The sequence below is a fragment of the Thermohalobaculum sediminis genome, assembly GCF_023487995.1.
Taxonomy (GTDB): Bacteria; Pseudomonadota; Alphaproteobacteria; order Rhodobacterales; family Rhodobacteraceae; genus Thermohalobaculum; species Thermohalobaculum sediminis.
The window spans coordinates 117,488-143,463 of the sequence record NZ_JAMFKN010000009.1; the positions used below are offsets into that span (position 1 = coordinate 117,488).

Here is a 25,976-nt window from a genome sequence, read left to right on the forward strand (position 1 = left end):
GCCCGGCTTCTTCGTGACGAAGCATAGTGACGCTAGCTGTCCCGGAACTGTCAAAGTTCTTTCGCCGGCCCGGCGCGCGGCGCTGCGGAAAGTCTCTCAGCGCCGCCGCCAGGCCTGCGTGCGCACCAGCACGCGCCGCGTCACGACGGCGTGCAGGATACGGGCGACCGCGTTGGTGTAGAAGATCATCATCCCCATCGCCGCGGCGGGGGCGATGTCGCCCGCATCGTCCATGTTCAGCACCGCGATCGAGGCGAGCGTCGTCTGGGTCGAGTAGAGGAACACCACCGCCGACACCGTCGTCATCGCGTTGACGAACAGGTAGATCGAGATGTCGAGGATCGCTGGCAGGCAGACCGGGACGGTGACGCGCGCGAACAGCCGGTAGAAGGGCTGGCGCAGCGAGCTTGCGACCGGCTCGAACTCGGCGTCGATCTGCTTCAACGCGGTCAGCGCGGTAAGGTGCCCGACCGTGTAGAAATGCGTGACCGTCGAGACCACCAGGATCGCCATGGTCCCGTAGATCGCGTTCAGCGGGTTGGCCGGGTTGTTGAAGAAGAAGATGTAGGCAAGGCCAAGCACCATGCCGGGGATCGCCATCGGCAGCATCGCGAGGAACTGGAAGACGTTGCGCCCGGCCGCGAAGCCGTCGACCTTCTCGACCATGTATGCGCCGGTGAAGACCACGACCGTGCCGATGACCGCCGTCAGCGCCGCCATCTCGATCGAGTTCCAGTAGGACGCCCAGCCGCCCCCGTCCATGCGGTTGAAGTCATAGTTGTTGAGGCTCAGGCTCAGGTCATAGGGCCAGAACTTCACCAGCGCGGCATATTGGCAGACCAGGATGATGCCCATGATGAAGACGGCGATGGCTCCGCACCAGGCGAGGCAGAACATCTCGAAGCGCCGGTTCGGCCGGGGCTCGAACGGCACCGAGCGGGCCGAGAGCAGCGAGACCTGCTTCTTCTGCATCTGCCGGTCGACCGCGAAGGCCACCACCGCCGGTATCAGCAGGATCATCGAGACGACCGCGCCCATCTCGAAGTTCTGCTGGCCGATCACCTGCTTGTAGATGTCGATCGCCAGCACGTTGTATTGCCCGCCGATCACCTTGGGCAGGCCGAAATCGGTGATGACCAGCGTGAAGGTCACGAAGGCGGCCGAGATCAGGCCATAGCGGGCGCCGGGGATCGTCACGATCCAGAAGGTGCGCCACTTGCTGGCGCGCAGCGACTCGGCTGCCTCGTACTGCCGCTGGTCGGCGAGCGACAGCGCCGTCGAGATGATGATGAAGGCGTGCGGGAAGGTGAAGAAGACCGAGCCGATCACGATGCCGAGGGGGCCGTAGATCGACTGCCCGCCCAGCATCTCCTTCAGCATCCCCTGGTTGCCGAACAGGTAGATCAGCGCGATGCCGGGCAGCAGCGAGGGCACCAGGATCGGCATCATCGCGACCAGTCGGAAGCTGCCCTTGAACGGCATGCAGCTTCGGTTGATCGCGTAGGCGAAGCCGAAGGCGAGCACCACCGTCAGCACCGTGCTGACCGTCGCGATGAAGATCGAGTTCTCGATCGACGAGAACAGCGCGGGATTCGAGAAGTACTCGGCATAGTTCTGCAGGCCCTGCGAGGCCACGGGGCGCAGGTTGACGCGCCGGAAGGTGTTGCTGTCGTACTCCTGCCACGCGGTCGTGTTCTTGAGGTCGAGCCCGACCAGCCAGGGCGCGTTGTCGGTGGTGCCGCGCAGGCGGTACTTGACCGGGCTGCGGAAGCTGAAATCGGGGAAGAAATCGGTCGCTGACAGGCGGCCGTTCGTGTTGGTCCGCAGGTCCGTGGGAGCAAAGCGGCCCAGCCGCGCGTTCAGCTCGGCCGCGCTCACGGGCTCGCCCCAGTTGCCCGCCTCGTCGCTGACCTGGAACTCGTAGCGCGTGAGGTCGAAGCTGTAGGTCACCAGCGAGCGCGACATCATCGCGTAGAGCGGCAGCGCCAGCGCGATCACGAGGTAGAGGCCGATCACGACCATGAACAGCCGCTTGATCGCGCCGTCTCGGTCGACGCGCAGGCGGACCGCCTTCCCGGGCGGCATGGCGATCTGGGTGCCGTCCACGCTCATCCCTCCCGCGGGAACACCAGCACGCGCTCGGCCGGGAGCTCGACCGAGATCTCGCGGCCGGTTTCGAGCCCCAGCCGACGCACGGCGTTCATCGAGAAGTTCGAGACCAGCGGCGCGCCCCGCAGCGCCGCGGCGCGCAGATGCGTGCGCCAGTACGAGCCCAGGAACTCCATGTCCTCGATCTGCACGCGGAAGACGTTGGGCTGCCCGTCATCGGCATGGGCGGCGGGGTGGGGCAGGATGTCCTCGGGTCGCACGGCGACCGTGACGGGCTTGCCCTCGGCAATCGCGCCGGTGCTCGCCTGCAGCGCCACGTCGCCGATGCGCACGTTGCCGTCGCGCAGGACCGACTCGAACTTGTTCGTCTCCCCCACGAAATCGGCCACGAACAGCGTCGCGGGGTGGCGGTAGACCTCGGTCGGCGTGCCGACCTGCTCGATCACCCCGTGGTTCATCACCACGATGCGGTCGGCCATCGAAAGCGCCTCCTCCTGATCGTGGGTGACCATGATGGTGGTGACGCCCAGCTTGCGCTGCAGCTCCTTGATCTCGTGGCGCAGATGCACCCGCACCTTGGCATCGAGCGCCGAGAGCGGCTCGTCGAGCAGCAAAAGCCCCGGCTTGATCGCGATGGCGCGCGCCAGCGCGATGCGCTGCTGCTGGCCGCCGGAAAGCTGCGTTGGATATTTGCGCGCCTGCTCCGGCAGACCCACGAGCTGCAGAAGCTCGGCCACCCGCGCGTCGATCTCGCGGCGCGGCCGGCGCGTGTTCTCCAGTCCGAAGGCGATGTTGTCGCGCACCGTCAGGTTCGGGAACAGCGCATAGGACTGGAACACGATCCCGTAGTCGCGCCGCGAGGCGGGCAGGGTCGAGATGTCGACGCCCGCCTGCTCGATCGTGCCTCGACTCTGCGGGTCGAGGCCCGCGATCGCGCGCAGCAGCGTGGTCTTGCCGCAACCCGAAGGGCCGAGGAAGCAGACGAACTCACCCTGCTCGATCTCGAGCGACACGTCGCGCAGTGCAACGAAGTCGCCGAACGCCTTCCAAAGGTTGGAGATCCTCAGATAGGGCTCGCGCTCGCGCGGGCCCGGTCGCGCGTCGAGAGGCGTGGCCGCCTCCGCTCCGCCGGCAGCATTCATCCTGATCGTCCCGCCCGGTTGAAAAGACTGGGGCGCCGCCTCGGGGCGGCGCCCGCGAACGCGGGAGAGGTCAGCTCCTGGGCTCCGACTTGGTGTCGTAGCGCCGGGTCCATTCCTCAAGGATGGCGCTGCGGTTGTTCGCGGCCCACTCGAAGTCGTTGTCGATCATCGCGTCCTCGATGCCCGCGGGGAAGTGCTCGACAGGCTTGGCGATGCCGGGGATGCCGACGACGGCATAGCCGACATTGTACATCTCCATCGCCTTGCGCGAGATCGACCAGTCGACCAGCGTCTGCGCCGCTTCGGGCGCATCGGTCCCGGCCACGATCGCGGTGGCCTCCATGTCCCAGCCGATGCCCTCCGACGGCACGATGATGTCGATGGGGGCGCCCGCCGCCTTCGACTTGGCGCCGCGGAAGGCGAACGACACGCCGATCACCGTCTCGCCGGCCGCGGCCATCTTGCAGGGCTTCGAGCCGGAGTGGGTATAGGCCTGGATGTTCTGGTGCAGGGCGTCCATGTACTCCCAGCCCTTTTCCTCGCCGAAGATCTGCAGCCAGCTCGACACGTCGAGGAAGCCGGTGCCGGACGAGGCCGGGTTCGGCATGACGATGTGGCCGGCATATTCGGGCTTGGTCAGGTCCATCCAGCTCGTGGGCGCGGTCATCCCCAGCTTGGCGCCCTCGACCGTGTTGTAGCAGATCGCGGCCACCCAGGCGTCCATGCCGACCCACGAGGGCGGGTTGTCGCCGTCACGGAAGTTCTTGCTCAGCGCGTCCAGCCCCTTCGGCGCATAGGGCTCGAGCATGCCTTCGGTCTTGAGCACCAGAAGCGAGGTCGCGGCCAGGCCCCAGACCACGTCGGCCTGCGGATTGTTCTTCTCTGCCAGAAGCTTCGCGGTGATGACGCCGGTCGAGTCGCGCACCCAGTTGATCTTGATGTCGGGGTGGTCCTGGTTGAACGTCTCGGCATAGCGCGCGAGATCCTCGGCCTCGACCGCGGTGTACACGGTCAGCTCGGTCTCCGCCCGGGCCGCAACGGTGCAGAGCAGGGCCGCCGCCGCGCTCAGGAGCAGGGTCTTTTTCATCGTGATACCTTCCCGTCGATTTTCAATGACGTGTCGAACGCGCCTGGGGCTGCGTCGAACGTTCGTCGGACCCTCGCGGGCAGGTGTCCGGGTTGTCCGGGCTGACCTGCGGGGAAGCCGTCCGTCCGTGCGCACAGCGTCTCATTGTGGCGGAAGTTTGTGAAGCTATGAACAATAAGTAAAATCTATTCGACTTATGTCTCGAACGATTCTTCCGATGGCGCTCACGATCCGGCCGCGAGCGCCATCACGCCGCCGGCCACGATGGCGGCGGCGGTGATCCGCCCCTTCCACGGCCGCTCGCCGAACAGCACCACGCCCATCAGCGCCGCGATGATGACGCTCGACTCGCGCACCGCCGATACCGCCCCCAGCGGCGCGAAGGACTTGACGTAAAGAACGATTCCATAAGCCGAAACCGACAGAAGCCCCCCGATCAGCCCGAGCAGGACGACCTGCCGGCTCACGCCCGCCCTGGTGCGGTGCCGGTGCAGCGCGACGGCCAGCGGCACCGGCGCCTCCAGGATGAACAGCCAGCCCATATAGCCCAGCGGGCTTTCCGACAGCCGCACGCCGATCCCGTCGGCGGTGGAATAGAGCGCGATGCACATCCCCAGCGTCACCGCCAGCGCCACGCTGCCGCGCGGCGCGCTGGCGGCACCCCGCTGCAACGCCAGCAGGCCGATCCCCGCCGACACCGCCGCCACGCCCGCCCAGCCGGCGGGCGAAAGGCTCTCGCCGATCAGCAGGAAGGCCGACAGCGCCACCAGCGCCGGCGCTATCCCGCGCGAGATGGGATAGACTTGGCTCAGATCCCCCAGCCGGTAGGAATGGAACAGCAGCAGGTAATAGGCGTAATGCGTCGCCGTCGAGATGGCGATCGACGGCCAGCTCGCCATCGCGGGCAGGGGCGCCATGGCCGCCAGCGCGGCGCCGACGAAGACATGCGACAGCGCCACCCCCGCCAGCACCGCCGCCCGGTCGGTCGCCGACTTGACCAGCGCGTTCCAGCTTGCGTGCATGAAGGCGGCCGACAGCACCAGGGCGAGCGCGTAGGCGCTCATTCGGACTCCGCCAGGATGGCCTCCCCGACGATCTCCAGCGCGCGGTCGAGGTCGTCGCGCGCAATCGTCAGCGGCGGCGAGAGCGTCAGCACCGAGCCGGCGCTGATCTTGAAGCTGAGCCCCGCCTCGAGGCAGCGGTAATAGATCCGCTCGGCCCGCCAGGGGGCGGGGGCGCGGCTGTCGCGGTCCTCGACGATCTCGACCCCGAACATCAGGCCGCGGCCGCGGATGTCGCCGGCGATGGGGCAGGGTGCCAGCCGCTCGCCCAGCCGCGCCAGCGCGTGCGCGCCAAGCTCCGCCGCGCGCTCGACCAGCCCTTCCTCGCGGATGATGGCGATCGTGGTCAGCGCCGCGCGTGCCGTCACCGGGTTCTTCTCGTGCGTGTAATGGCCCAGCGCAAAGTCGCCCGCCACGTCGAGGTCGCGCCGCGCCACCACCGCCGCGATGGGCAGGATGCCGCCGCCCAGCGCCTTGCCCAGCGTCACGATGTCGGGCACCACCTCGTCATGCTCGAAGGCGAACATCCGGCCGGTCTTGCCCAGCCCGGTGGGGATCTCGTCGAGGATCAGCAGCGCCCCGTGCCGGTCGCAGGCCGCGCGCACCGCCTGCCAGAAGCCGGGCGGCGGCACGATGGGCACGGCGCGCATGGGTTCCGCGATCACTGCGGCCACGTCACCCTCGCGCGCCAGCACGTAGTCGACCATCTTCGCGCAGGCCAGCCCGCAGGTCGCCGGGCCGGGATGGCCATAGGGGCAGCGATAGCAGTGGAAGGGCGCGACATGCTCGGCCCCCGGCAGCAGCGGCCCCGCGATGTGGCTGCGGAACGTCGCCTCGCCGCCCACGCTCGCCGCGCCGAAGCCCGCGCCGTGGAAGGCGTCCCAGAAGCTGACGGTCTTGAACCGCCCCGTGGCGGCGCGTGCGAGCCTCAGCGCCACCTCGTTCGCGTCCGAGCCGCCCGTGGTGAACAGCACCTTGCCAAGGTCGCCCGGCGCCATCTGGCCCAGCGTCTCGGCCAGCTCGACCGAGACCTCGTTGGTGAAGCGCCGCGGCGAGAAGCTGAGCGTGTCGAGCTGGTCCTTGATTGCCGCCACCAGCCGCGGATGGGCATAGCCGATGTGATGGACCGAATTGCCATGGAAATCCATGTAGCGCCGGTCGGCGGTGTCCTCGATCCAGATGCCTTCGGCCTTGACGATCGTCGAGAGGCAAGGGGACGAAAGGCTCTGGTGCAGGAAGGCGTCCGCGTCGCGTGCCAGCAGCTCGCGCGTCGCGGCGTCGGGGTGGCGCGCCGCCCATGCCCGGCGCGCGGCCGAGCTGTTCGACTCGCCCTCGGTGTGCTGGATCGGGCCCGTCGCCCCGCGCCCGCCGCTTCTGGTCCCGCTCACGTCCCCGCCTTCCCGCCATGCCCGCACGCAACCCGCGCGGCGCGAACGCCACCCCTCACGGGGTCGCGTGCGCGCCGCGCTTTTTGAAAAATTTATTCAGGTCAATGCCTTGAGAATGACTTCTCGCGCAAAATCCTCCCCGCTCACCCCCAAGGCAGCGAGAAGGTCTTGACGTTGGTGAAGGACTTCATCGCCTCGATGACGCCCTCCTTGTAGCCGTTGCCGCTGTCCTTGATGCCGCCGAAGGGCGACATCTCGATGCGGTAGCCCGGCACCTCCCAGATGTTCACCGTGCCGACGTTCAGCCCCCGGATATAGCCCTGCATCCGCCGCCAGTCGTTGGTGCAGACCCCCGACGAGAGGCCAAAGGCGGTCGAGTTCGAGATCGTTATCGTGGCCTCGTCGTCGTCCGGCACGCGGACCACGGGGATGACGGGGCCGAAGGTCTCTTCCATCACCAACTCGCTCTCGTGCGGCACGTGATCGACCACGATGGGCGGCAGCAGGGCGCCTTTGCGGCCCGGATCGTAGAGCACCTTCGCCCCCTGAGCCGCCGCCTCGTGGACGCGCCGCTCGAAGGTCTCGGCGGCCCTTGCGTGGATCACCGTGCCCAGCTCGGTCGCGGGGTCCATCGGGTCGCCGAAGCGCAGCCGCTTCGCCCGCTCCAGCACCAGCGGCACGAAGCGGTCGGCCACGCTCTCCTGGCACAGGATGCGCTTGACCGCCGTGCAGCGCTGGCCCGAGTTCTTGGTGGCCCCCGCCACCGCGAGGTCGGCGGCCTTGGCAAGGTCGGCGTCGCTCAGGTCGTTGCAGATGATCAGCGGGTCGTTGCCGCCCAGTTCCAGCACCTGCCGCTTGTAGACGGCCTTGGCCGCGATCATCTTGCCGACTGGCACGCCCCCGGTGAAAGTGATCAGCTCGACATGCGGGTTGGTGATCATCTCGTCGCCGATGTCGCCCGGCCAGCCGGTGACGACAGACAGCATCTCGGGCGGCAGCCCCGCCTCGTAGATCGCGTCCGCCAGCCAGATCGCGGTCAGCGGCGTCAGTTCGGTGGGCTTCACCACGATGCAGTTGTTGGTGGCGATCGCCGGCGCGATCTTGTGGCTCACCATGTTGAGCGGGTGGTTGAACGGCGTGATGGCCGAGATCGCCCGCAAGGGCTCGCGCGTCGTGAAGATCTTGCGCGCCTTGCCGTGCGGGGTCAGGTCGCAGGAGAAGATCTCGCCGTCGTCGAGGATGCAGAGCTGCCCGGCCAGCGTGTAGACGTCATAGGCCCGCCCGCATTCGTACATCGAATCCGCCAGCGAGATGCCAAGCTCGGCCGTGATGATCGGCGCGAGCTCGGCCTTCCGCTCGTCGATGATGCGCGCGATGTTGAGCAGGATCCGCTGCCGTTGGTAGCGGGTCAGGGTGGGCCGGTAGGCCGCCGCGATCTCGAAGGCCTCGCGCGCATGCTCGGCCGTGCCCGCGGGGACCGAGCCGATCACCTCGTCGGTGTAGGGGTAGTGGACCGGGACGCGGTCGGCAGTGTCGACCTTGCGCCCGGCGATGCGCATTGCCTCGTGGCGCAGCGCGATGGGGGGGGATTTCGTCAGCATGGAGCTCACTTCGCGGCGGCGTTGGTGGCGTAGAAGAAGGCGTCGAAATTGCGCAGCTTGGGCGCCTGCGGCAGCTCGATGGGGCGGTTCACGATGAATGGCACCTCCTGCTCGGTCAGCCCGCCATGGCTGCGCAGGGGCTCCTTCAGCGCGGCGAGGTCGTGGCGGTGTGCCGAGGTGCCGATGGTCATGTTCTCGCCCGAAACCATCACGATGTCGCCGATCCGGTCGGCCGGCAGCTCGAAGCGGCGCACGGCCTCGGCCTTGTCTATGACAAGGATGATCCCCTCAACCGCCCGCAACCTTGCCATCACGTCACCGGTGTCGGCGCCGGCGGGCAGGTAGGCGGTGGCGAACGAGCCGAGCGCCCCGTGGTGGACCACGTAAGGGTCGGTGATCGGCAGGATCACGCGCGCCGCGTCCTTGCCCAGCCAGCCATCGAGCAGGTCCTGCACATAGACCACCGCGGGCGAGCCATCGGCGAGGTGCTTGGGCTTCATGCCGTGGTCGGCGGTCACGACGATGGCTGCGCCCAGCGCGTCGAGCTCGGCAAGGTAGCCGTCGAACATGCGGTAGAAGTCCTTGGCCTCGGCGTCCTCGGGCGCGTGCTTGTGCTGCACGTAGTCAGTGGTCGTCAGGTACATCACGTTGGGCTGCCACTCGCGCAGCAGCTTGACGCCGGCGGCGAACACGAATTCCGAGAGATCCGCCGAATAGACCTCGGGCACCGGCCGGCCGAGCCACGCGCTCGCGTTGTCGATCCCGTTCTCGGCCTTCGTGGTGGTGTCGGACCTCTCGGACGAGAAGCAGATCGCCCGGCCCTCGTCGAACCGCAGCCCGGCGCCCAGCAGCGCGCGCAGCTTGTCCTTGGCGGTGACGATGGCGACGCGCGCGCCCGCCTCGTAGAACTGGCTGAAGATCGTGGGCGCGCGCAGGAAGCGCACGTCGTTCATCATCACCTCGGCCCCTGTCTCGGGGTCGTAGAGGTAGTTGCCGCAGATCCCGTGCACGGCGGGCGGCGCGCCGGTCGCGATCGAAAGGTTGTTTGGGTTGGTGAAGGACGGGATCACCGAATGCGCGATCCGTGCCGTCCCCGTCTCGCGCATCCGCGCCAGCGTCGGCATCAGCCCATCGGCAATGGCCGCGTCGAGATAGGCGGGCTCGCAGCCGTCGAGGCAGATGGCGATGGCCGGCACCTTCGGCCAGGGATAGCTGCGGCCGTTCGCCGTGACGGTCATGCGGGTGGTCTCGTTCATTGTCCTGCCTTCCATTGTCAGTCCGGGCTCAGGCCGCGAGCCGCGCGCGCTCGGCGATCGCCGCGGCCGGGGGGGCCGCGCTCGCGACGCCCATCTCGGCCAGCGCCTCGGCCGCCGCCGCCACGACGCGGCGCATCACGTGCTCGTCCATCCGCCCGATGCAGCCGACGCGGAACGAGTCCACGACCGTCAGCTTGCCCGGGTAGATGATGAAGCCCTTGGCCTTCATCAGGTCATAGAACCGGCTGAAGGAGAAGGCCGCATCGGCGGGACAGAAGAAGGTCACGATGATCGGCGACAGCCAGCGATCCTTCAGCAGCGTCTCGAAGCCGAGCGCCCGCATCCCCTCGACCATCACGTCGCGGTTGCGGGCATAGCGCGCGCCGCGCCCGGCGACGCCGCCCTCGGCCGCGTGCATTTCCAGCGCCTTGAGGAAGGCCGCGACCACATGGGTGGGCGGCGTGTAGCGCCACTGCCCGGTCTTGACCAAGTAGGCCCACTGCGCATGGACATCGAGGCAGAGCGAGTGGCTGTTGCCCTTCGCGGCCTCGAGCTCGGACTTCCGGGCGATCACGAAGCCGAAGCCCGGCACGCCCTCGATGCACTTGTTGGCCGAGGACACCATCGCCTCGTAGCGGATCTGGTTCACGTCGAGCGGGATGGCGCCGAAGGCGCTCATCGAATCGACCAGCAGCTTTCGGCCGCGGGCATAGACGGCCTCCGAGATCTCGGCCACCGGGTTCAGGATGCCGGACGAGGTCTCGCAGTGGATGACCATCACATGGGTGATCGCGGGGTCGGCGTCGAGTGCCGCGCCCACCTCGTCGCCGCGCGGGGGCATGTAGTCGCCCTTGTCGATCAGCGTGTGCGCGCGCCCCAGGTAACGCAGCGTCTCGGCCGCGCGCAGGCCATAGGCGCCGTTCGCCAGCACCAGCACCTTGCCGTCGCGAGGCACGAAGCTGCCCAGCATCGCCTCGACCGCGAAGCTGCCCGAGCCCTGCATCGGCACGCAGGCGAACTCGCCGCGCGTGTCGCCGGCCAGCGCGACCAGCCGTTCGCACAGTTGCGCCGTCATGGCGCGGAAATCGGCGTCCCAGGAACCCCAGTCGCGCAGCATCGCCTCCTTGACCTCGAAGGCGGTGGTCAGCGGACCGGGCGTGAGCAGGTAGGGCTCGCCCAGCTTCGGGGCGGGAAGCGGCTCGGGCGTAGTGCGGGTCGCGGACATGGGGTCCCTCTCGCGGGAAGATGCGTCGGGCGCCATCATCGTGGCCGGCGCGTCATTCGTAAAATCGATATTTCGTATCGAACCATTGGTTTTTCTGTGCTTCTATCGCAGGCCGCTGGGCGGCATGCGTTCTCCGCAGGACGCGGCCGGTGCAGTTGCGATCCATAAGCCGCGTCGTTGGCGTAGCTACTGATATCGATGGAATTTATCGAGAGGTGCCGTGCGCTACGTCCAGCTGAGGGCATTCCACCATGTCGCGATCTGCGGCGGCTTCTCGCGCGCCGCCGAGGAGCTGCGCCTTACCCAGCCGGCGATCTCGGACCAGGTGCGCAAGCTCGAGGAGGAGTATGACGTGCTCCTCTTCAACCGCCACAAGAAGCAGGTCTCACTTACCCCGAGCGGCGAGCGCCTGCTCGAGATCACGCGGCGCATGTTCGACAACGAGCAGCAGGCGCTGGAGCTTCTGTCCGAGAGCCGGGCGCTGAGGGCGGGAACGCTGCGGATCGTGGCCGACAGCGCTCACCACCTGCTGCACATCCTGGCCCGGTTCCGCGAGAAGTATCCCGGCGTGCGCATCTCGATCCGCGCCGGCAACACCCAGACCGTGATCGAAAGCCTGTTCCGCTATGACGCCGACATCGGCGTGCTGGGCGAAGTGCCCGAGGCGCGCGAGTTCGAGACGCTGCATCTCAACGCCACCGCGATCTCGGCCTTCGTGGCGGCGGATCATCCGCTGGCCGGGCGGGCGTCGTTCACCTTCGCGGACCTCGCCGGCCTGCCGCTGGTGATGCGCGAGGAGGGCTCGAAGACGCGCCGCAAGCTCGAGGAGGGGGCCGCCGCGGCCGGGTATGCGCTGGTCCCCGCCATCGAGGCGGAGGGACGCGAGGCGGTGCGCGAGATCGTGGCCTCCGGGGCAGGGGTTGGCTTCGTCTCGGCCGCCGAGTTCGGCGAGGACCCGCGTCTCGTCCTGATCCCGATCGAGGGGGCCGAGGCGATGCGGATGGACGAGGCCCTGATCTGCCTGCGTGAGCGGCGTGGCGGCAAGCTGGTTCATGCCTTCTTCGAGATCGCGCGCAGGCTCGCGACGGCTCGCTGAGAGGGGCGCCCGCCCGCGGGGTCGTCCCCGTACCGCCACCTGTGCTAGGATCCCGACGCAACCGAATTTCGCGACCGCCGCGACGGCATACTGCCGGGTGCATTTCCGCATCGGCGAGGCGAAGACGGGGAGGGGGATTGATGAGCTATTTCGATGTCGACGTCTATTCGCGCCCGATCACGACGGCCTCGGCCGAGGCGCAGCTCTGGTTCGACCGCGGGCTGGTCTGGACCTTCGGCTATCACCACGAGGAAGCCATCGAGTGTTTCCGGCGCGCGCTGGAACACGATCCCGACTGCGCAATGGCGCACTGGGGCATCGCCTACGCGGTCGGCCCGAACTACAACATGGAGTGGCGCCATTTCGACCCGGACGGCAAGGCGCAGGCGCTGGCCGCCGCCTTCGATGAAACCGCCGCGGCGATGCGGCTGGCGGGCAGGGTCACGCCCGTCGAGCGCGCCCTGATCGAGGCGCTGCCGGCACGTTACCCGCAGCGCGATCCCATCGAGGCGCAGGAGCCCTGGAACGACGCCTTTGCCGACGCGATGCGGGATGTCTATCGCGCGTTCCCCGACGACCTCGAGGTCGCGACGATCTTCGTCGAGGCGATCCTGAACCGCACGCCGTGGCGGATGTGGGACCTGCGGACCGGGGGCGTCGCGCCCGGCGCCGGGACCGCCGAGGCGCGCGAGGTGCTGGAACGCGCGATGCGGGACGACCCGACGGCAATGCGCCATGCGGGGATCCTTCACCTCTATGTCCACCTCATGGAGATGTCGCCCTTCCCCGAGCTTGCGCTCCGCGCGGGGGACGTCCTGCGCACGCTGGTGCCCGATGCCGGCCACCTGGTCCACATGCCGACGCATATCGACATCCTGTGCGGCCAGTACCGTGACGTCCTCTACTGGAACCAGAAGGGGATCGAGGCCGACCGAAAGTACTACGACAGGCACGGGGCGCTGAACTTCTACTCGGCCTACCGCATCCACAACTACCATTTCGCCATCTACGGGGCGATGTTCCTCGGCCAGTACGAGCCGGCGCTGGCCGCGGCCGAGGAGCTGATCGAGACGACGCCCGAGGAACTGCTGCGCCTGCCGACGCCGCCGATGGCCGACTTCATCGAGAGCTACATCTCGATGAAACAGCATGTCTTCATCCGCTTTGGAAAATGGCGCGAGATCATCGCGCAGGAGCTTCCCGAGGACCGCGAGCTCTACTGCATGACCACGGCCAGCATGCATTACTCGAAGGGCGTGGCCCACGCCGCGCTGGGCGAGATCGAGGCGGCCGAGCAGGAGAAGGCCCGCTTTCTCGCGGCGCGCGAGCGGGTGCCCGAGAGCAGGCTCCTGCACAACAACACCTGTCTCGACCTGCTGGCGATCGCCGAGGAAATGCTGAATGGCGAGATCGAGTACCGCAAGGGGAACCACGATCTTGCCTTCGCGCATCTTCGCCGGTCGGTCGAGCTCGACGACAACCTGCCCTATGACGAGCCCTGGGGCTGGATCCAGCCGACGCGCCATGCCCTTGGGGCCCTGCTGTTCGAGCAGGGCCGGGTCGAGGAAGCCGAGGCGGTCTATCGCGAGGACCTCGGCCTCGGCGGGGCGCTGTCGCGCGCGACCATCCATCCCGACAACGTCTGGAGCCTGCGGGGCCTGCACGACTGCCTGGCGCGGCGCGGCGAGACGATCGAGTCGCGGCTGATCAGGCAGCGCCTCGACATTGCCGCGGCGCGTGCCGACATGCCGGTCCGGGCGTCGTGCTTCTGTGCGAGGGCTGCGGCGGAGTAAGGAGTGGGGAGGGAGGTTCGGCGGCTTCGAGCGCGCGCCTCAGTGGGGCGCGCAGAACAGTTCGTGCAGCGTGCCGAGGAGCGCGCGCGCGCGCTCGTCGCAGAGCGAGTAGTAGATCGCCTTGCCATCGCGACGGGTGGTCACGAGGCCCTGCAGCCGCAGGCGCGCAAGCTGCTGGCTCACGGCCGCCTGCTCCCAGTTCAGAAGGTTCTCTAGCTCGGTCACCGACTTCTCGCCGCCCGAGAGGAAGCAGAGGATCAGGAGCCGCCCGGAATGGCTCATCGCCTTGAGCATGGCTGCCGCTTCTTCGACGTTGCGGGCCATCTCCTCGGGATCGAGATCGGTTGCCTCGCCAGATTGTTGTCCGTCGACGCTCGCGTCCATGCTGGCGGTCCTCAGAATGCGATTTCGTCTTCGATCGCGGCGATGCCGGCGCGCGCGCACTCGTCGTCGATGTCCGGGCCGGGCGCGCCCGAGACGCCCACGCCGCCCAGAAGCGCGCCGTCCCCGGCCAGGATGGGCACCCCGCCGCCCAGCGCGATTGCCCGGGCCGAATCGCGGATCCCGGCCGAAAGGCTGCCGTCGCGCGTCTCGTGGTCCAGCGCGAGCGTGTCGGTGCGGAAGCTGACCGCCGTCCAGGCCTTGCGCTGGGCGATTTCCTCGACATGCGGGCCCGCGAAGCGGTCGCGCAGGAACACCTGCAGCACGCCGAAGCGGTCGACCACGGCGACGCCGACCTGGTAGCCGCCGGCCCGGCAGCTCTCCATCGCCGCGACGGCCAGTTCGAGCGCAAGCTCGGGCTTGAGCAGCTTGACCTCGACGAAGGCGCCGCCCTCGTCCTGGGCCTGCGCCCCCAGCGGGGCAAGTGCGATGGCGGTCGCGGCCAGCAAGCGTCTCATTCGTCGGTCTCCCTGCGTTGTTCGGGTGGAAGCGAGTCGATCAGGTTGGCCAGCAGGGGCCAGAAGAAATCCTCGCCCGGATAGCCCTCGATGCGGCCGATCTCGATGCCGTCGGATACCAGCACGAAGGTCGGCGTGAACACGGCGGGTCGGTGGAAGCGCAGGTCGCTCGGCAGGGGCGAACGCAGGTCGACCCGGCGCAGCGGCGCGGCGCGGCCCTCGTCGGTCAGCGCGTAGGCGTCGCCGACCTCGGCGTCCCAGCGGGCGCACCAGTTGCATCCGGGCTGCTCGATCATCACGAGCCGCACTTCGGCTGCAGCGGGCGCCGCGAGTGCCAGCACTGCGGCAAGAAGGCCAGTTCGAACGGCGGTCATTGACGCGTCCCACGATTTATAGATAATTTTATATCTCTTTATGCGTCGGGAAGGCAAGGGCACCGAATGGACCTCGGCATCACATTTGGGGGAGCGGCGCTGGCGGGGCTCCTGTCGTTCCTGTCGCCCTGCATCCTCCCGATGGTGCCGTTCTACCTGTGCTACCTCGCCGGCATCTCGGTGCATGAACTGCGCGGCGACCAGACCATCGCGCCGGGCGCGCAGCGGCGGCTGGTGACCCAGTCGGCGGTGTTCGCGCTGGGCGTCACCACGATCTTCGTGCTGCTGGGAATGGGGGCGACGGCGCTGGGGCAGGCCTTCGCGCAGTGGAAGAACCAGCTTGCCTATGTCGCGGCCGCGGTGTTGTTCCTGTTCGGGCTCCATTTCCTTGGCATCCTGCGCATTCCGTTTCTCTACCGCGAGGCGCGGATCGATGCGGGCACGCAGCCCTCGACGCTGATCGGCGCCTATGTGATGGGCCTCGCCTTCGGGTTCGGCTGGACCCCCTGCGTGGGCCCGGCGCTGGCGGCCATCCTGATGATCGCCTCGGGCATGGGCGACATCGCGCAGGGCGGGGCGCTCTTGATGGTCTATGGCCTCGCGATGACCTTTCCCTTCGTGGTCGCGGCGTTCTTCGCGCGGCCCTTCCTGTCGTGGCTGCAACGGCATCGCCGGCATCTGGGGCATGTCGAGAAGGCGATGGGCGCGATGCTGATCGTCTTCGCGGCGCTCATCTCTACGAACTCGCTGACTTACATCGCCGACTGGATGATCAGAAACGTGCCGTGGTTCACCACGGTCGGATGAACCCTTGGGAGGACGACATGCGCATCTTCGCCTCGGCATGCCTGCTTGCCGCGCTGGCCTTTCCGGCCCTTTCCGCGACGCTGGGGGATGACGGCCTGCACAAGCCCGACTGGCTTCGCGACACCTTCAGGGTGATGGCCGAGGACCTTGCCGAGGCCAATGCCGAGGGCAAGCGGATGCTGGTGATCTTCGAGCAGCGCGGCTGCCTCTACTGCTCCAAGATGCACGAGGAGATCTTTCCCGACCCGCAGATCGACGCGCTGATCCGCGAGCATTACTTCGTCGTGCAGATGAACCTGTTCGGCGATGTCGAGGTGACCGACTTCGACGGTACAGTGCTGTCCGAGAAGGACATGGCGGCGCGCTGGGGCGTGCTGTTCACCCCCACGATGATGTTCATGCCCGAGGCGATTCCGGAGGGGGGCACCGCGGCCCAGGCGGCCGTCGCGGTCATGCCCGGGGTCTTCAGCAAGCTGACCACGCGGAACCTGCTGACCTGGGTGCTGGAGCGCGGCTACGACAGCGGCGAGCACTTCCAGAAGTATCACGCCCGGCACCTGGACGGCGCCACCGAGTGAACGCAATCGCTCGCAACTTTCTTTACATGCAAACAAATATATTTCTCGTTGCGTCGGACGCCAAATCCCATTAGGGGTCTGTGAAAATGACCAGCGGGAGGAAGAACATGATTCGCGGCATGTTGGGGCTGCTCGTCGGCTGCTCACTGGCGGGAGCCGCCCTGGCCGAGACGGCGCCTGCCGACATGAAGGTCGGCGAGAACGGGGAGGTCGCCGCGTCGCTGACCGGCGCGCCCGGAAATGCGGCCGAGGGGCGCAAGGTCTTCTCGTCGCGCTCGGCGGGGAACTGCGTGGCCTGCCACGCCGTGAGCGAGATGGCGCATGACGTGCAGTTCCACGGCGATGTCGGCCCGTCGCTGGACGGCGTGGCCGATCGCTGGAACGAGGCCGAGCTGCGCGGCATCGTCACCAACGCCAAGAAGATCTTCGAGGGCACGGTGATGCCGGCATTCTACAAGACCACCGGATACGTCCGCCCCGGCGACGCCTTCACCACCAAGCCCGCCGCCGAGCCGCTGCCGCCGCTGCTGACGGCACAGCAAATCGAGGACGTGGTCGCCTACCTGATGACACTCAAGGAATGAACCAGAGCCGCATGGCACGGAGGAAACATATGCAATTGACCAGACGAGGCGCGCTGGCGCTGGGTGCGGGCTTTGCGGCTACCATGCTGCTGCCCTTCGGTGCCGCGCAGGCGGCCGTCGACGAGGCGCTCGCCGCCTTCACCGGCGGTGCGGCGATCGGCGAGGGCGGGATCACGCTGACCACGCCCGAGATCGCCGAGAACGGTAACACCGTGCCGGTGACGGTTTCGGCCCCGGGGGCGGTGTCGATCATGCTGCTCGCCGCCGGCAACCCGAACCCCGGCGTCGGCACCTTCAACTTTGGCCCGCTCGCGGCCAGCCAGTCGGCGACCACGCGGATCCGGCTTGCGGGCACCCAGCAGGTCATCGCCGTCGCGAAGATGGCGGACGGCTCGTTCGTCAGGACGGCGAACGAGGTCAAGGTCACCATCGGCGGCTGCGGCGGCTGAGACGAGAGAGGACGAGAAAATGGCCGAGAACGTAAAGCCCCGGGTCCGTGTCCCGAAAACCGCCAAGGCGGGCGAGGCGGTCGTCATCAAGACGCTGATCTCGCATCCGATGGAGAGCGGTCAGCGCAAGGACAAGGACGGCAACCTCATCCCCCGCCAGATCATCAACCGTTTCACCTGCGAATTCGAGGGCGAGATGGTTCTGGACGCGACGCTCGAGCCCGCGATCTCGACGAACCCTTACGTCGAGTTCGAGGCCAAGGTGCCTGCGTCGGGAAGTTTCAAGTTCACCTGGTATGACGACGACGGCTCGGTCTACGAGACCACCGAAGCGATCACCGTGAGCTGAGACTTCGGGTCAGCCGAAGCGAGCAGGGAGGAACCCATGTCTCAGAAATACGCCCTGATCGGACTTGTCGCGCTTGCCGCTGTGGCGGGCGCGGCCAAGGCCGACCCGGTGGACGACACGCTGGTCATCAACGACGAGATCGAGATGATCACGGTGGCACCGGCGCCGGATCACCTCAAGGACGTGTTCGACGTCGTGCGCTCGGGCTGGCTCTACCGCGAGACCGAGACGCGCGACATGCAGCGCGACGACTTCGAGAACCCCGCCATGCTGCATGTCGAGGCCGCGGCCGCCGTCTGGTCGACGCCCGAGGGCACCGAGGGCAAGTCCTGCGCGTCCTGCCACAACGACCCCGAGTCGATGGCCGGCGTCCGTCCGACCATGCCCAAGGTCAACCCGAACAACGGCGAGCTCTGGGCGCTCGAGCAGTATGTCAATGCCTGCCGCACCGAGCGGATGGGCGCCGAGGCGTGGAAATGGGACAGCCAGGACATGCGTGACATGACCGCGCTGATCTCGTCGGTCTCGCGTGGCTTGCCGATGAACGTGGCGATCGACGGCCCGGCCGCCCCGTTCTGGGAGAAGGGCAAGGAGATCTACTACACCCGCTATGGCCAGCTCGAGCTGTCCTGCGCGAACTGCCACGAGGATAACAACGGCCGCTACATCCGGGCCGACCATCTGAGCCAGGGCCAGACCAACGGCTTCCCGGTCTATCGCTTCCGCACCACGAACCTCGTCTCGATGCACAACCGCTTCAAGGGCTGCATCCGCGACACTCGTGGCGAGCCCTTCGAGATCGGCTCGCCCGAGTTCGTGGCGCTCGAGCTCTATGTCGCCTCGCGCGGCCAGGGCCTCTCGGTCGAAGGACCCGCGGTCAGGCAGTGACGCACATGCCCGCCCCCGCGGGGGCGGGCCACCGACCCTTTTCACCTGTGCCGATCGAACGGGCGGGGGGCAAGCATGCCTTGCGCCGCACGCGACAGGCATGTCTGATGACGGAGACAACGGGATGATTTCGCGGCGCGATTTCCTGCAGGCCACCGTGGCGGCCTCGGCCATCTGGGGTGCCTCGGGCGTCGGCAAGTGGTCGAGGCTGGCGGCGCAGCAGGCGCTGGGCCAGGATCAGCTTCTGGCGTTCGAGCCGCTGGGCAACGTCACGCTGATCCACATCACCGACGTGCACGCCCAGCTCAAGCCCGTCTGGTTCCGCGAGCCCGAGATCAATCTCGGCGTGGGCGAGGCAGCGGGCAAGCCGCCGCATGTCACGGGCGCCGATTTCCAGAAGATGTTCGGCATCGAGAGCGGCAGCCCCCATGCCTACGCGCTGACCTACCCGGATTTCGTCGCACTCGCCCGCGGCTACGGCCGGATGGGCGGCATGGACCGCGTGGCGACCGTGGTGAAGGCGATCCGCGCCGAGCGGCCCGAGGCGATCATCCTCGACGGCGGCGACACCTGGCAGGGTTCGCTCACGGCGCTGCGCACCAACGGCCAGGACATGGTCGACGTGATGAACAAGCTTGGCGTCGAGGCGATGACCAGCCACTGGGAATTCACGCTGGGCATCGACCGCGTGACCGAGATCGTCGACAGCCTGCCGTTCCCCTTCCTGGGCGCGAACATCTTCGACGCCGAGTGGGACGAGCCCGCTTACGAGCCCTACAAGATCTTCGAGCGGGGCGGCGCCAAGGTCGCCGTCATCGGCCAGGCCTTCCCCTACATGCCGATCGCGAACCCGGGCTGGATGTTCCCCAAGCTGTCCTTCGGCATCCGCGAGGAGCGCATGGCCGAGGTGGTGCAGGAGGTGCGCGACGCCGGCGCCGACCTCGTGGTGGTGCTGTCGCATAACGGCTTCGACGTCGACCGCAAGATGGCCGGGCGCGTGCCGGGGATCGACGTCATCCTGACCGGCCACACCCACGACGCGCTGCCCGAGCCGGTGATCGTCGGCAACACGCTGGTCATCGCCTCGGGCTCGAACGGCAAGTTCGTCTCGCGCGTCGATCTCGACGTGCGCGAGGGGCGGATGATGGGCTTCCGCCACAAGCTGATCCCGATCTTCTCCGACGTGATCGCGCCGGACCCCGAGATGACGGCCCTGATCGACGGCCACCGCGCGCCCTTCCAGGCCGACCTCGACGAGGTGCTGGGCACGACCGAGAGCCTGCTCTACCGCCGCGGCAACTTCAACGGCACCTGGGACGACCTGATCTGCCAGGCCCTGCTGGAGGAGCGCGAGGCCGACATCGCGCTCTCGCCCGGCTTCCGCTGGGGCCCCAGCCTGCTGCCGGGCGAGCCGATCAGGCGCGAGGACCTGATGAATGCCACCGCCATGAGCTACCCGTCTGCCTATCGCAGCGAGATGACCGGCGAGTTCCTCCACACGATCATGGAGGACGTGGCCGACAACCTGTTCAACCCCGACCCCTATTACCAGCAGGGCGGCGACATGGTGCGCGTGGGCGGCATGGGCTACGACATCGACGTGTCGAAGCCGATGGGCTCGCGCATCTCCAACATGACGCTGCTCAGGACCGGCGAGCCGATCGACCCGGCGCAAACCTATGTCGTCTCGGGCTGGGCGAGCGTGAACCCCGAGACCGAGGGGCCGGCGATCTGGGACGTGGTCGAATCCTACCTCAAGCGCAAGGGCACCGTGACGGTGGAGCCCAACACCTCGGTGAAGGTGTCCGGCGCATGACGACGAGCACGAAGGAGCGCAAGATGACCGACAGGAGCGGCGCCTCGCGGCGCGATTTCCTCAGGGCGGGGCTTGCCGGGAGCGCGGCGGCGCTGGCGTCGGGAACGCTGGCCCGCGCCGCCGGCCCGGACCCCGCGATCACCGAGCTGCAACCCTGGATGACGGAGCTGGGCGAGGGCGTCGATGCCCGGCCCTATGGCAAGCCGTCGCAGTTCGAGGCGCATGTGGTGCGGCGCAACGTGGCGTGGCTGACCGCCGACCCGATCAGCTCGGTCAACTTCACGCCGCTGCACGAACTCGACGGCATCCTCACGCCGAACGGGCTGTGCTTCGAGCGCCACCACGCGGGCATCGCCGAGATCGACCCCGCGAAGCACCGCCTGATGATCAACGGGCTGGTGGACACGCCGCTGGTGTTCACGATGGCGGACCTGATGCGCTTCCCGCGCGAGAACCGGGTCTATTTCCTCGAATGCGCGGCGAACTCGGGCATGGAGTGGCGCGGCGCTCAGCTCAACGGCTGCCAATACACCCACGGCATGATCCACAACGTCATGTACACCGGCGTCCGGCTGAAGCACCTGCTGGACGAGGCGGGCGTGCGCACCAACGGCAAGTGGATCCTGCCGGAGGGGGGCGATGCCTCGGGCATGACGCGCTCGATCCCGATCGAGAAGGCGATGGACGACTGCCTCGTGGCCTTCAAGATGAATGGCGAGGCGCTCAGGCCCGAGCAGGGCTATCCCCTTCGGCTGGTCGTGCCGGGCTGGGAAGGTAACATGTGGGTCAAGTGGCTGCGCCGCATCGAGGTCGGCGACGAGCCCTGGCACCACCGCGAGGAGACGTCGAAATACACCGACCTGCTGGAAGGCGGGAAGGCGCGGCGCTTCACCTGGGTGATGGACGCGAAATCCGTGATCACCAACCCCTCGCCGCAGGCGCCGATCACGCATGGCCGCGGCCGGACTGTCCTGACCGGCGTCGCATGGTCGGGGCGCGGCACCATCCCGCGGGTCGACGTGACCATCGACGGCGGCAAGAACTGGTACCAGGCACGCATGGACGGGCCGTCGCTCGACAAGTCGATGCACCGTTTCTACTTCGAGTTCGACTGGGACGGCTCGCCCCTGCTGCTGCAGTCGCGCGCGCACGACTCGACCGGCTACGTCCAGCCCACCAAGGACGAGCTGCGCGCCTTCCGCGGTGTCGAGTCGATCTACCACAACAATGGCATCCAGACCTGGTACGTGAACGAGAAGGGAGAGGCCGAGAATGTCGAGATTTCTTGAGGCCACGCTCGCGCTCTCGCTCGTCGCGACGCCCGCCGCCGCCGACAGGCTGGGGCTCGGCCGCCCGGCGCTGACCGAGGAGATCGCCGCCTGGGACATCGACGTGCGCCCCGACGGGCAGGGCCTGCCCGAGGGGCGGGGCGACGTGATGACGGGCGAAGGGCTCTACATCGACAACTGCGCCGTCTGCCATGGTGACTTCGGCGAGGCGGTCGGCCGCTGGCCGGTGCTCGCGGGCGGGCAGGGGACGCTGAACCACGAGGACCCGAACAAGACCATCGGCTCGTACTGGCCGTATCTGTCGACGGTCTATGACTACGTCCATCGCGCCATGCCCTTCGGCAACGCGCAGTCGCTGAGCGACGACGACGTCTATGCGATCACCGCCTACCTGCTCTACCTCAACGATCTGGTCGAGGACGACTTCGAGCTGAGCCGCGAGAACTTCGCCGAGGTGCGGCTGCCGAACGAGGAGAACTTCTTCATGGACGACCGCGACGAGGTGGAACTTCCCGCCTTCACGCGCGAGCCCTGCATGGAGAACTGCAAGGAGACGGTCGAGATCACCGCGCGCGCCGCCGTGATCGACGTGACGCCCGAGGACACCGCGGCGCGCGAGCGCCGCGCTGCCGCGCCCACGGCCGAGCCGGCCGCAGAAGTCGCCGCCGCGACGCCCGAGCCGGCGGTTCCCGCCGTGAGCCCCGAGCAGGTCGCGGCCGGCGAGAAGGCGTTCCGCGCCTGCCAGGCCTGCCACAAGGTCGGCGAGGGTGCCAAGAACGGCACGGGGCCGGCGCTCAACGGCGTCGTCGGCCACGCGGCCGGGAAGGCCGAGGGCTTCAAGTACTCGAAGGCGATGGCCGAGAAGGTCGAGACCGGGCTCGTGTGGACGCCCGAGGCGCTCGATGCATTCCTCGCCGACCCGCGGGGCTTCATGAAGGGCACCCGCATGGCGTATGGTGGCATGAAGGATGCCGATCAGCGCGCCGCCGTGATCGCGTATCTGTCGACCTTCGCGGAGGATTGATGCGCAAAGGCCTCGCGGCCCTTCCCGTCCTCGCCGCGCTCGCCGCGCCAGCGGCGGCGTCTGAGATCGGCGACCGCGAGCGCGGCGCGGCGCTGTTCGACGAATGCGCCGGATGTCACGAGGTCGGGCCGGGGGCGCAGGACGCCACCGGCCCGCATCTCAACCGGGTGTTCGGGCGCAGGGCGGGCTCGGTCGAGGGCTACGACTATTCCGAGGGCCTCGCGCGCATGGGCGCGGACGGGCTGGTGTGGACGCTCGAGACGCTCGACGCCTATCTCGAAAACCCGCGCGCGCTGGTCTCGCGCACGCGGATGAATTTTGCGGGCTTCGACGACCCGCAGGACCGCGCAGACGTGCTGGCCTACCTGAGGGGTTTCTCCGACAACCCGCGAGACATCCCCGAGGCCGAGCCGACCGCGCGGCGCGAGATCTACACGGTCCCGCCCGAGATCCTCGCGCTCAACGGCGACAGCGAGTATGGCGAATACCTGTCGGCCGAGTGCCGCACCTGCCATCAGGCGAGCGGCGGCTATGACGGCATCCCCAGCATCACGCAATGGCCGGTCGAGCATTTCGTCGTCGCCATGCATGCCTACAAGGCCAGGGTGCGGCCGCACCCGGTGATGCAGATGATCGCGGGACGCCTCGGCGACGAGGAAATCGCCGCACTCGCCGCATATTTTGCTACGCTGGAAGAATGAAAGCCGTCCGCCCGTGACGGCGTTGATGGGGAGGATGTTGCCATGAGCTGGAGCCGGCGTGCGTTTCTGGGAGCAACCGCAGCCATCGTGGCGGCACCCGCCACGATCGGTCAGGCGCGGCCGCGCGTCGTCGTGATCGGCGGCGGCGCGGGCGGGGCCACCGCCGCGCGGTATCTGGCGCGCGACGGGAAGGGCGCGCTCGACGTGACGCTGGTCGAGCCGAACGCGACCTATCACACCTGCTTCTTCTCGAACCTCTATGTCGGCGGCTTCCGCGACTACGACTCGCTTGGGCATGGCTACGAGCGGCTCGTTTCGGCGCATGGCGTGCGGCTGGTGGCGGACCGCGCCGCCGGGGTCGACCGCGACGCGCGCGTGGTCGCGACCGCGGGCGGCGAGAAGCTGCCCTATGATCACCTGGTCGTCTCGCCCGGGATCGACTTCGTCGAGGGCTCGGTTCCGGGCTGGAGCCTCGCGGATGCCGAAGCCATGCCCCATGCCTACAAGGGCGGCGAGCAGGTCCGGCTTTTGCGCGCCAAGGTCGAGGCGCTGCCCGAGGGCGGGGTCTTCGCCATGGTGGCGCCGCCCAATCCCTATCGCTGCCCGCCCGGACCCTACGAGCGGATCTCGATGATCGCGCATCTGCTCAAGCAGCGGAACCCGACGGCCAAGATCCTGCTGATCGACCCCAAGGACAAGTATTCCAAGCAGGCGCTGTTCGAGGAGGGCTGGCAAAAGCATTATCCCGGCATGATCACCCGCATCGGCCCCGACTTCGGCGGCGCGAATGTCGAGGTGCGGCCCGCGGCGATGGAGGTCGTGGTGGACGGCCAGGTCGAGAAGGTCGATGCCGCGACCATCATCCCAGCCCAGCGCGCGGGCGACATCGCGGCAATGGCGGGCCTGACGAACGACGCCGGCTGGGCGCCGATCGACCCCGGCAACATGCGCTCGCGCATGGACCCCGCGATCACGGTGCTGGGGGATGCGGCGCAGCAGGGCGACATGCCGAAATCCGCCTTCGCCGCGAACAGCCAGGCGAAGGTGGCGGCGAATGCCATCCGGGGCGAGCTGACCGGCTCGCGGGTGTTCCCCGCCAAGTATTCCAACACCTGCTGGTCCCTGATCGCGACCGAGGATGGCGTCAAGGTGGGCGCCGCCTACGAGCCCACGCCCGAGAAGATCGCCAGCGTCGACAGCTTCATCAGCCAGACCGGCGAGGACGCGCGCCTGCGCAAGGCGACCTTCGAGGAAAGCCTTGGCTGGTATGCGGGGATCACGGCGGACATGTTCGGCTGAGGCATTTCAGGGGGCGGGCCTTGGCCCGTCCCCGCCTCATGCCGCGATCCGGCTGCCGCGCTCCTGATCGACGAGGAAGTCGGTCGCCACCGCGCCGATCCACATGCAGGTCAGCGCGGCCCAGGCGGTGGCCACGAAGATCGAGCCGCCGGTGACGCCTGCGCCGATCGCGCAGCCGCCGGCCAGCATGCCGCCGAAGCCCATCAGGGCGGCGCCGATCATGGCGCGGCGCATCGAGCCTGCGCCCTCGAAGCCCTGAAGCTTCAGCTCGCCCGCAGATGCGGCGGCCGCGAAGGCGCCGAGGAACACGCCCGGCACCAGGCCCACGTCGAAGCCCAGCTCCGGCAGGGGCTCGAGGAAGAACATCAGCGTCCGCGCCGACGGGCCGGTAAAGGTCGCCGAGGTGATGCTGACCGGCTCGAAGCTGACCTGCGCCAGCCAGAAGGTCAGGGCATAGCCCAGCGCCACGGCAAAGCCGACGCCCGAGGCGAAGACCAGCGTGCGAAGCCCGATCCGGTTGCGCTGCGCGAGGACGAGCGCCACGGCCGCCGCGACGAGGCCGAGCGCGAGGCCCGACGATTCGGGCAGGCCCATGAGCGCGCGCAGGTCGACATTGCGCCCGCCCGGCGTCACCCAGAGCCGCGCGAGCCCGTCGCGCAGCGGCGCGAGCCAGCCCTGAAGGCTCATCTGCGCCACGACCGCGAAGATCAGCCCCGAGATCACCGAGCGCAGGTTGCCGGTGGCCGCGAGCACCAGGAGCCGCCCCGAGCAGCCGCGTGCCAGCACCATGCCTGCGCCGAACATCAGCCCGCCGATGATCGCCCCCGACCAGCTTCCGGGCACCGCCATCATACGCGCCTCGGACGGGCGGAACAGCTCCAGCGCCTCGGCGGCCTGGACCCATACCACCGCGGTCGAGAAGGCGAGCAGCCAGACCGCGACGCGTCCGCCAAGCTCGCCGCGCGCGAACTCGACCGTCGCGGCACGCAGGCAGAAGGCCGAGCGCTGCGCCGCCACGCCGAACACCGCGCCGGTCACGAGCCCGAGGATGGCCGCCATCGGGCCTTCGCCCACGGCTTCGATGAGGTCGAGAAGGGACATGCGCCAGGTTCCGTCGCGGATTTCGCCCCATCCTGCCGGCTGCGCGCGCGCGCGCATTGA

At 68.2% G+C, this 25,976-nt stretch carries 25 protein-coding genes; 13 read left to right on the forward strand and 12 right to left on the reverse strand.

The genetic code is table 11. The features are described from left to right. Positions 1–96 precede the first annotated feature (96 nt). From M1105_RS16830 to M1105_RS16865, 8 genes are all read right to left on the reverse strand, one after another. A complete protein-coding gene (locus M1105_RS16830) occupies positions 97–2,106 on the reverse strand; it encodes a putative 2-aminoethylphosphonate ABC transporter permease subunit (RefSeq protein ID WP_249581539.1) in 2,010 nt (669 codons plus the stop codon). A gap of 2 nt (positions 2,107–2,108) precedes the next feature. Beyond that, a complete protein-coding gene (locus tag M1105_RS16835) occupies positions 2,109–3,251 on the reverse strand; it encodes a putative 2-aminoethylphosphonate ABC transporter ATP-binding protein (RefSeq protein ID WP_249581540.1) in 1,143 nt (380 codons plus the stop codon). Between the two features lie 70 nt (positions 3,252–3,321). Further along, positions 3,322–4,338, reverse strand: coding sequence for a putative 2-aminoethylphosphonate ABC transporter substrate-binding protein (locus M1105_RS16840; RefSeq protein ID WP_249581541.1), 1,017 nt, complete (start codon positions 4,336–4,338; stop codon positions 3,322–3,324). A 224-nt stretch (positions 4,339–4,562) separates the two neighbouring features. Next, the gene (locus tag M1105_RS16845) at positions 4,563–5,402 is read right to left on the reverse strand and encodes an EamA family transporter (protein WP_249581542.1); all 840 of its coding nucleotides are present in this window, start codon (positions 5,400–5,402) and stop codon (positions 4,563–4,565) included. Further along, a complete protein-coding gene (pbfA, locus tag M1105_RS16850; protein ID WP_249581543.1) occupies positions 5,399–6,787 on the reverse strand; it encodes a (R)-1-hydroxy-2-aminoethylphosphonate ammonia-lyase in 1,389 nt (462 codons plus the stop codon). The genes M1105_RS16845 and pbfA overlap by 4 nt, the downstream gene beginning before the upstream one ends. A gap of 143 nt (positions 6,788–6,930) precedes the next feature. Further along, complete coding sequence (gene phnY, locus M1105_RS16855) at positions 6,931–8,388, reverse strand: phosphonoacetaldehyde dehydrogenase (protein ID WP_249581544.1); 1,458 nt, start codon at positions 8,386–8,388, stop codon at positions 6,931–6,933. Between the two features lie 5 nt (positions 8,389–8,393). Continuing rightward, positions 8,394–9,644, reverse strand: coding sequence for a phosphonoacetate hydrolase (gene phnA, locus M1105_RS16860; RefSeq protein WP_249581545.1), 1,251 nt, complete (start codon positions 9,642–9,644; stop codon positions 8,394–8,396). Positions 9,645–9,672: 28 nt separating this feature from the next. Further along, complete coding sequence (locus tag M1105_RS16865) at positions 9,673–10,869, reverse strand: 2-aminoethylphosphonate--pyruvate transaminase (RefSeq protein ID WP_249581546.1); 1,197 nt, start codon at positions 10,867–10,869, stop codon at positions 9,673–9,675. 220 nt (positions 10,870–11,089) lie between these two features. Here M1105_RS16865 and M1105_RS16870 point away from each other — a divergent pair, with 220 nt between their 5' ends. Both M1105_RS16870 and M1105_RS16875 read left to right on the forward strand, forming a co-directional pair. Next, complete coding sequence (locus M1105_RS16870; RefSeq protein WP_249581547.1) at positions 11,090–11,965, forward strand: LysR substrate-binding domain-containing protein; 876 nt, start codon at positions 11,090–11,092, stop codon at positions 11,963–11,965. Positions 11,966–12,105: 140 nt separating this feature from the next. After that, on the forward strand, positions 12,106–13,758 hold the full coding sequence (locus tag M1105_RS16875) for a tetratricopeptide repeat protein (protein WP_249581548.1): 1,653 nt from the start codon (positions 12,106–12,108) through the stop codon (positions 13,756–13,758). Between the two features lie 39 nt (positions 13,759–13,797). Here the strand turns inward: M1105_RS16875 and M1105_RS16880 are convergent, their stop codons facing one another. Genes M1105_RS16880 through M1105_RS16890 form a run of 3 tightly spaced genes read right to left on the reverse strand, consistent with a single transcriptional unit; the run spans position 13,798 to position 15,031 of the window. Continuing rightward, positions 13,798–14,142 (reverse strand): ArsR/SmtB family transcription factor, encoded by a 345-nt coding sequence (locus tag M1105_RS16880; protein WP_249581549.1) that lies wholly within the window; start codon positions 14,140–14,142, stop codon positions 13,798–13,800. Between the two features lie 11 nt (positions 14,143–14,153). Continuing rightward, positions 14,154–14,657 carry a GlcG/HbpS family heme-binding protein gene (locus tag M1105_RS16885; protein ID WP_249581550.1) on the reverse strand — a complete coding sequence of 168 codons (504 nt, stop codon included), beginning with the start codon at positions 14,655–14,657 and terminating at the stop codon, positions 14,154–14,156. Next, on the reverse strand, positions 14,654–15,031 hold the full coding sequence (locus M1105_RS16890) for a thioredoxin family protein (RefSeq protein WP_249581551.1): 378 nt from the start codon (positions 15,029–15,031) through the stop codon (positions 14,654–14,656). Before M1105_RS16890 ends, M1105_RS16885 begins: the two co-directional genes overlap by 4 nt. A gap of 66 nt (positions 15,032–15,097) precedes the next feature. Between M1105_RS16890 and M1105_RS16895 the strand changes: the two genes are divergently transcribed. From M1105_RS16895 to M1105_RS16945, 11 genes are all read left to right on the forward strand, one after another. Further along, positions 15,098–15,838 (forward strand): cytochrome c biogenesis CcdA family protein, encoded by a 741-nt coding sequence (locus M1105_RS16895; protein ID WP_249581552.1) that lies wholly within the window; start codon positions 15,098–15,100, stop codon positions 15,836–15,838. Between the two features lie 17 nt (positions 15,839–15,855). Further along, positions 15,856–16,416: a thioredoxin family protein gene (locus tag M1105_RS16900; RefSeq protein ID WP_249581553.1), complete on the forward strand. Its 561-nt coding sequence runs from the start codon at positions 15,856–15,858 to the stop codon at positions 16,414–16,416. Between the two features lie 107 nt (positions 16,417–16,523). Next, positions 16,524–17,000: a sulfur oxidation c-type cytochrome SoxX gene (soxX, locus tag M1105_RS16905; protein WP_249581554.1), complete on the forward strand. Its 477-nt coding sequence runs from the start codon at positions 16,524–16,526 to the stop codon at positions 16,998–17,000. Positions 17,001–17,029: 29 nt separating this feature from the next. Continuing rightward, positions 17,030–17,449 carry a thiosulfate oxidation carrier protein SoxY gene (gene soxY, locus M1105_RS16910; protein WP_249581555.1) on the forward strand — a complete coding sequence of 140 codons (420 nt, stop codon included), beginning with the start codon at positions 17,030–17,032 and terminating at the stop codon, positions 17,447–17,449. A 19-nt stretch (positions 17,450–17,468) separates the two neighbouring features. Continuing rightward, complete coding sequence (gene soxZ, locus M1105_RS16915) at positions 17,469–17,798, forward strand: thiosulfate oxidation carrier complex protein SoxZ (protein ID WP_249581556.1); 330 nt, start codon at positions 17,469–17,471, stop codon at positions 17,796–17,798. A gap of 36 nt (positions 17,799–17,834) precedes the next feature. Further along, positions 17,835–18,686, forward strand: coding sequence for a sulfur oxidation c-type cytochrome SoxA (soxA, locus tag M1105_RS16920; protein WP_249581557.1), 852 nt, complete (start codon positions 17,835–17,837; stop codon positions 18,684–18,686). A gap of 124 nt (positions 18,687–18,810) precedes the next feature. Beyond that, positions 18,811–20,502 (forward strand): thiosulfohydrolase SoxB, encoded by a 1,692-nt coding sequence (gene soxB / locus M1105_RS16925; RefSeq protein WP_249581558.1) that lies wholly within the window; start codon positions 18,811–18,813, stop codon positions 20,500–20,502. 23 nt (positions 20,503–20,525) lie between these two features. Further along, entirely contained in the window at positions 20,526–21,791 is a 1,266-nt protein-coding gene (gene soxC, locus M1105_RS16930; protein ID WP_249581559.1) for a sulfite dehydrogenase, read from the forward strand. Then, positions 21,775–22,815, forward strand: a complete 1,041-nt coding sequence (locus tag M1105_RS16935) for a c-type cytochrome (RefSeq protein ID WP_249581560.1) — start codon at positions 21,775–21,777, stop codon at positions 22,813–22,815. The genes soxC and M1105_RS16935 overlap by 17 nt, the downstream gene beginning before the upstream one ends. Continuing rightward, the gene (locus M1105_RS16940) at positions 22,815–23,516 is read left to right on the forward strand and encodes a c-type cytochrome (RefSeq protein WP_249581561.1); all 702 of its coding nucleotides are present in this window, start codon (positions 22,815–22,817) and stop codon (positions 23,514–23,516) included. The genes M1105_RS16935 and M1105_RS16940 overlap by 1 nt, the downstream gene beginning before the upstream one ends. A 42-nt stretch (positions 23,517–23,558) precedes the next feature. Beyond that, complete coding sequence (locus M1105_RS16945) at positions 23,559–24,815, forward strand: NAD(P)/FAD-dependent oxidoreductase (RefSeq protein ID WP_249581562.1); 1,257 nt, start codon at positions 23,559–23,561, stop codon at positions 24,813–24,815. A 36-nt stretch (positions 24,816–24,851) separates the two neighbouring features. On the opposite strand, the gene M1105_RS16950 is transcribed toward M1105_RS16945, so the two are convergent. Next, positions 24,852–25,916 carry a YeeE/YedE family protein gene (locus M1105_RS16950; RefSeq protein ID WP_249581563.1) on the reverse strand — a complete coding sequence of 355 codons (1,065 nt, stop codon included), beginning with the start codon at positions 25,914–25,916 and terminating at the stop codon, positions 24,852–24,854. Between the last annotated feature and the right edge of the window lie 60 nt (positions 25,917–25,976).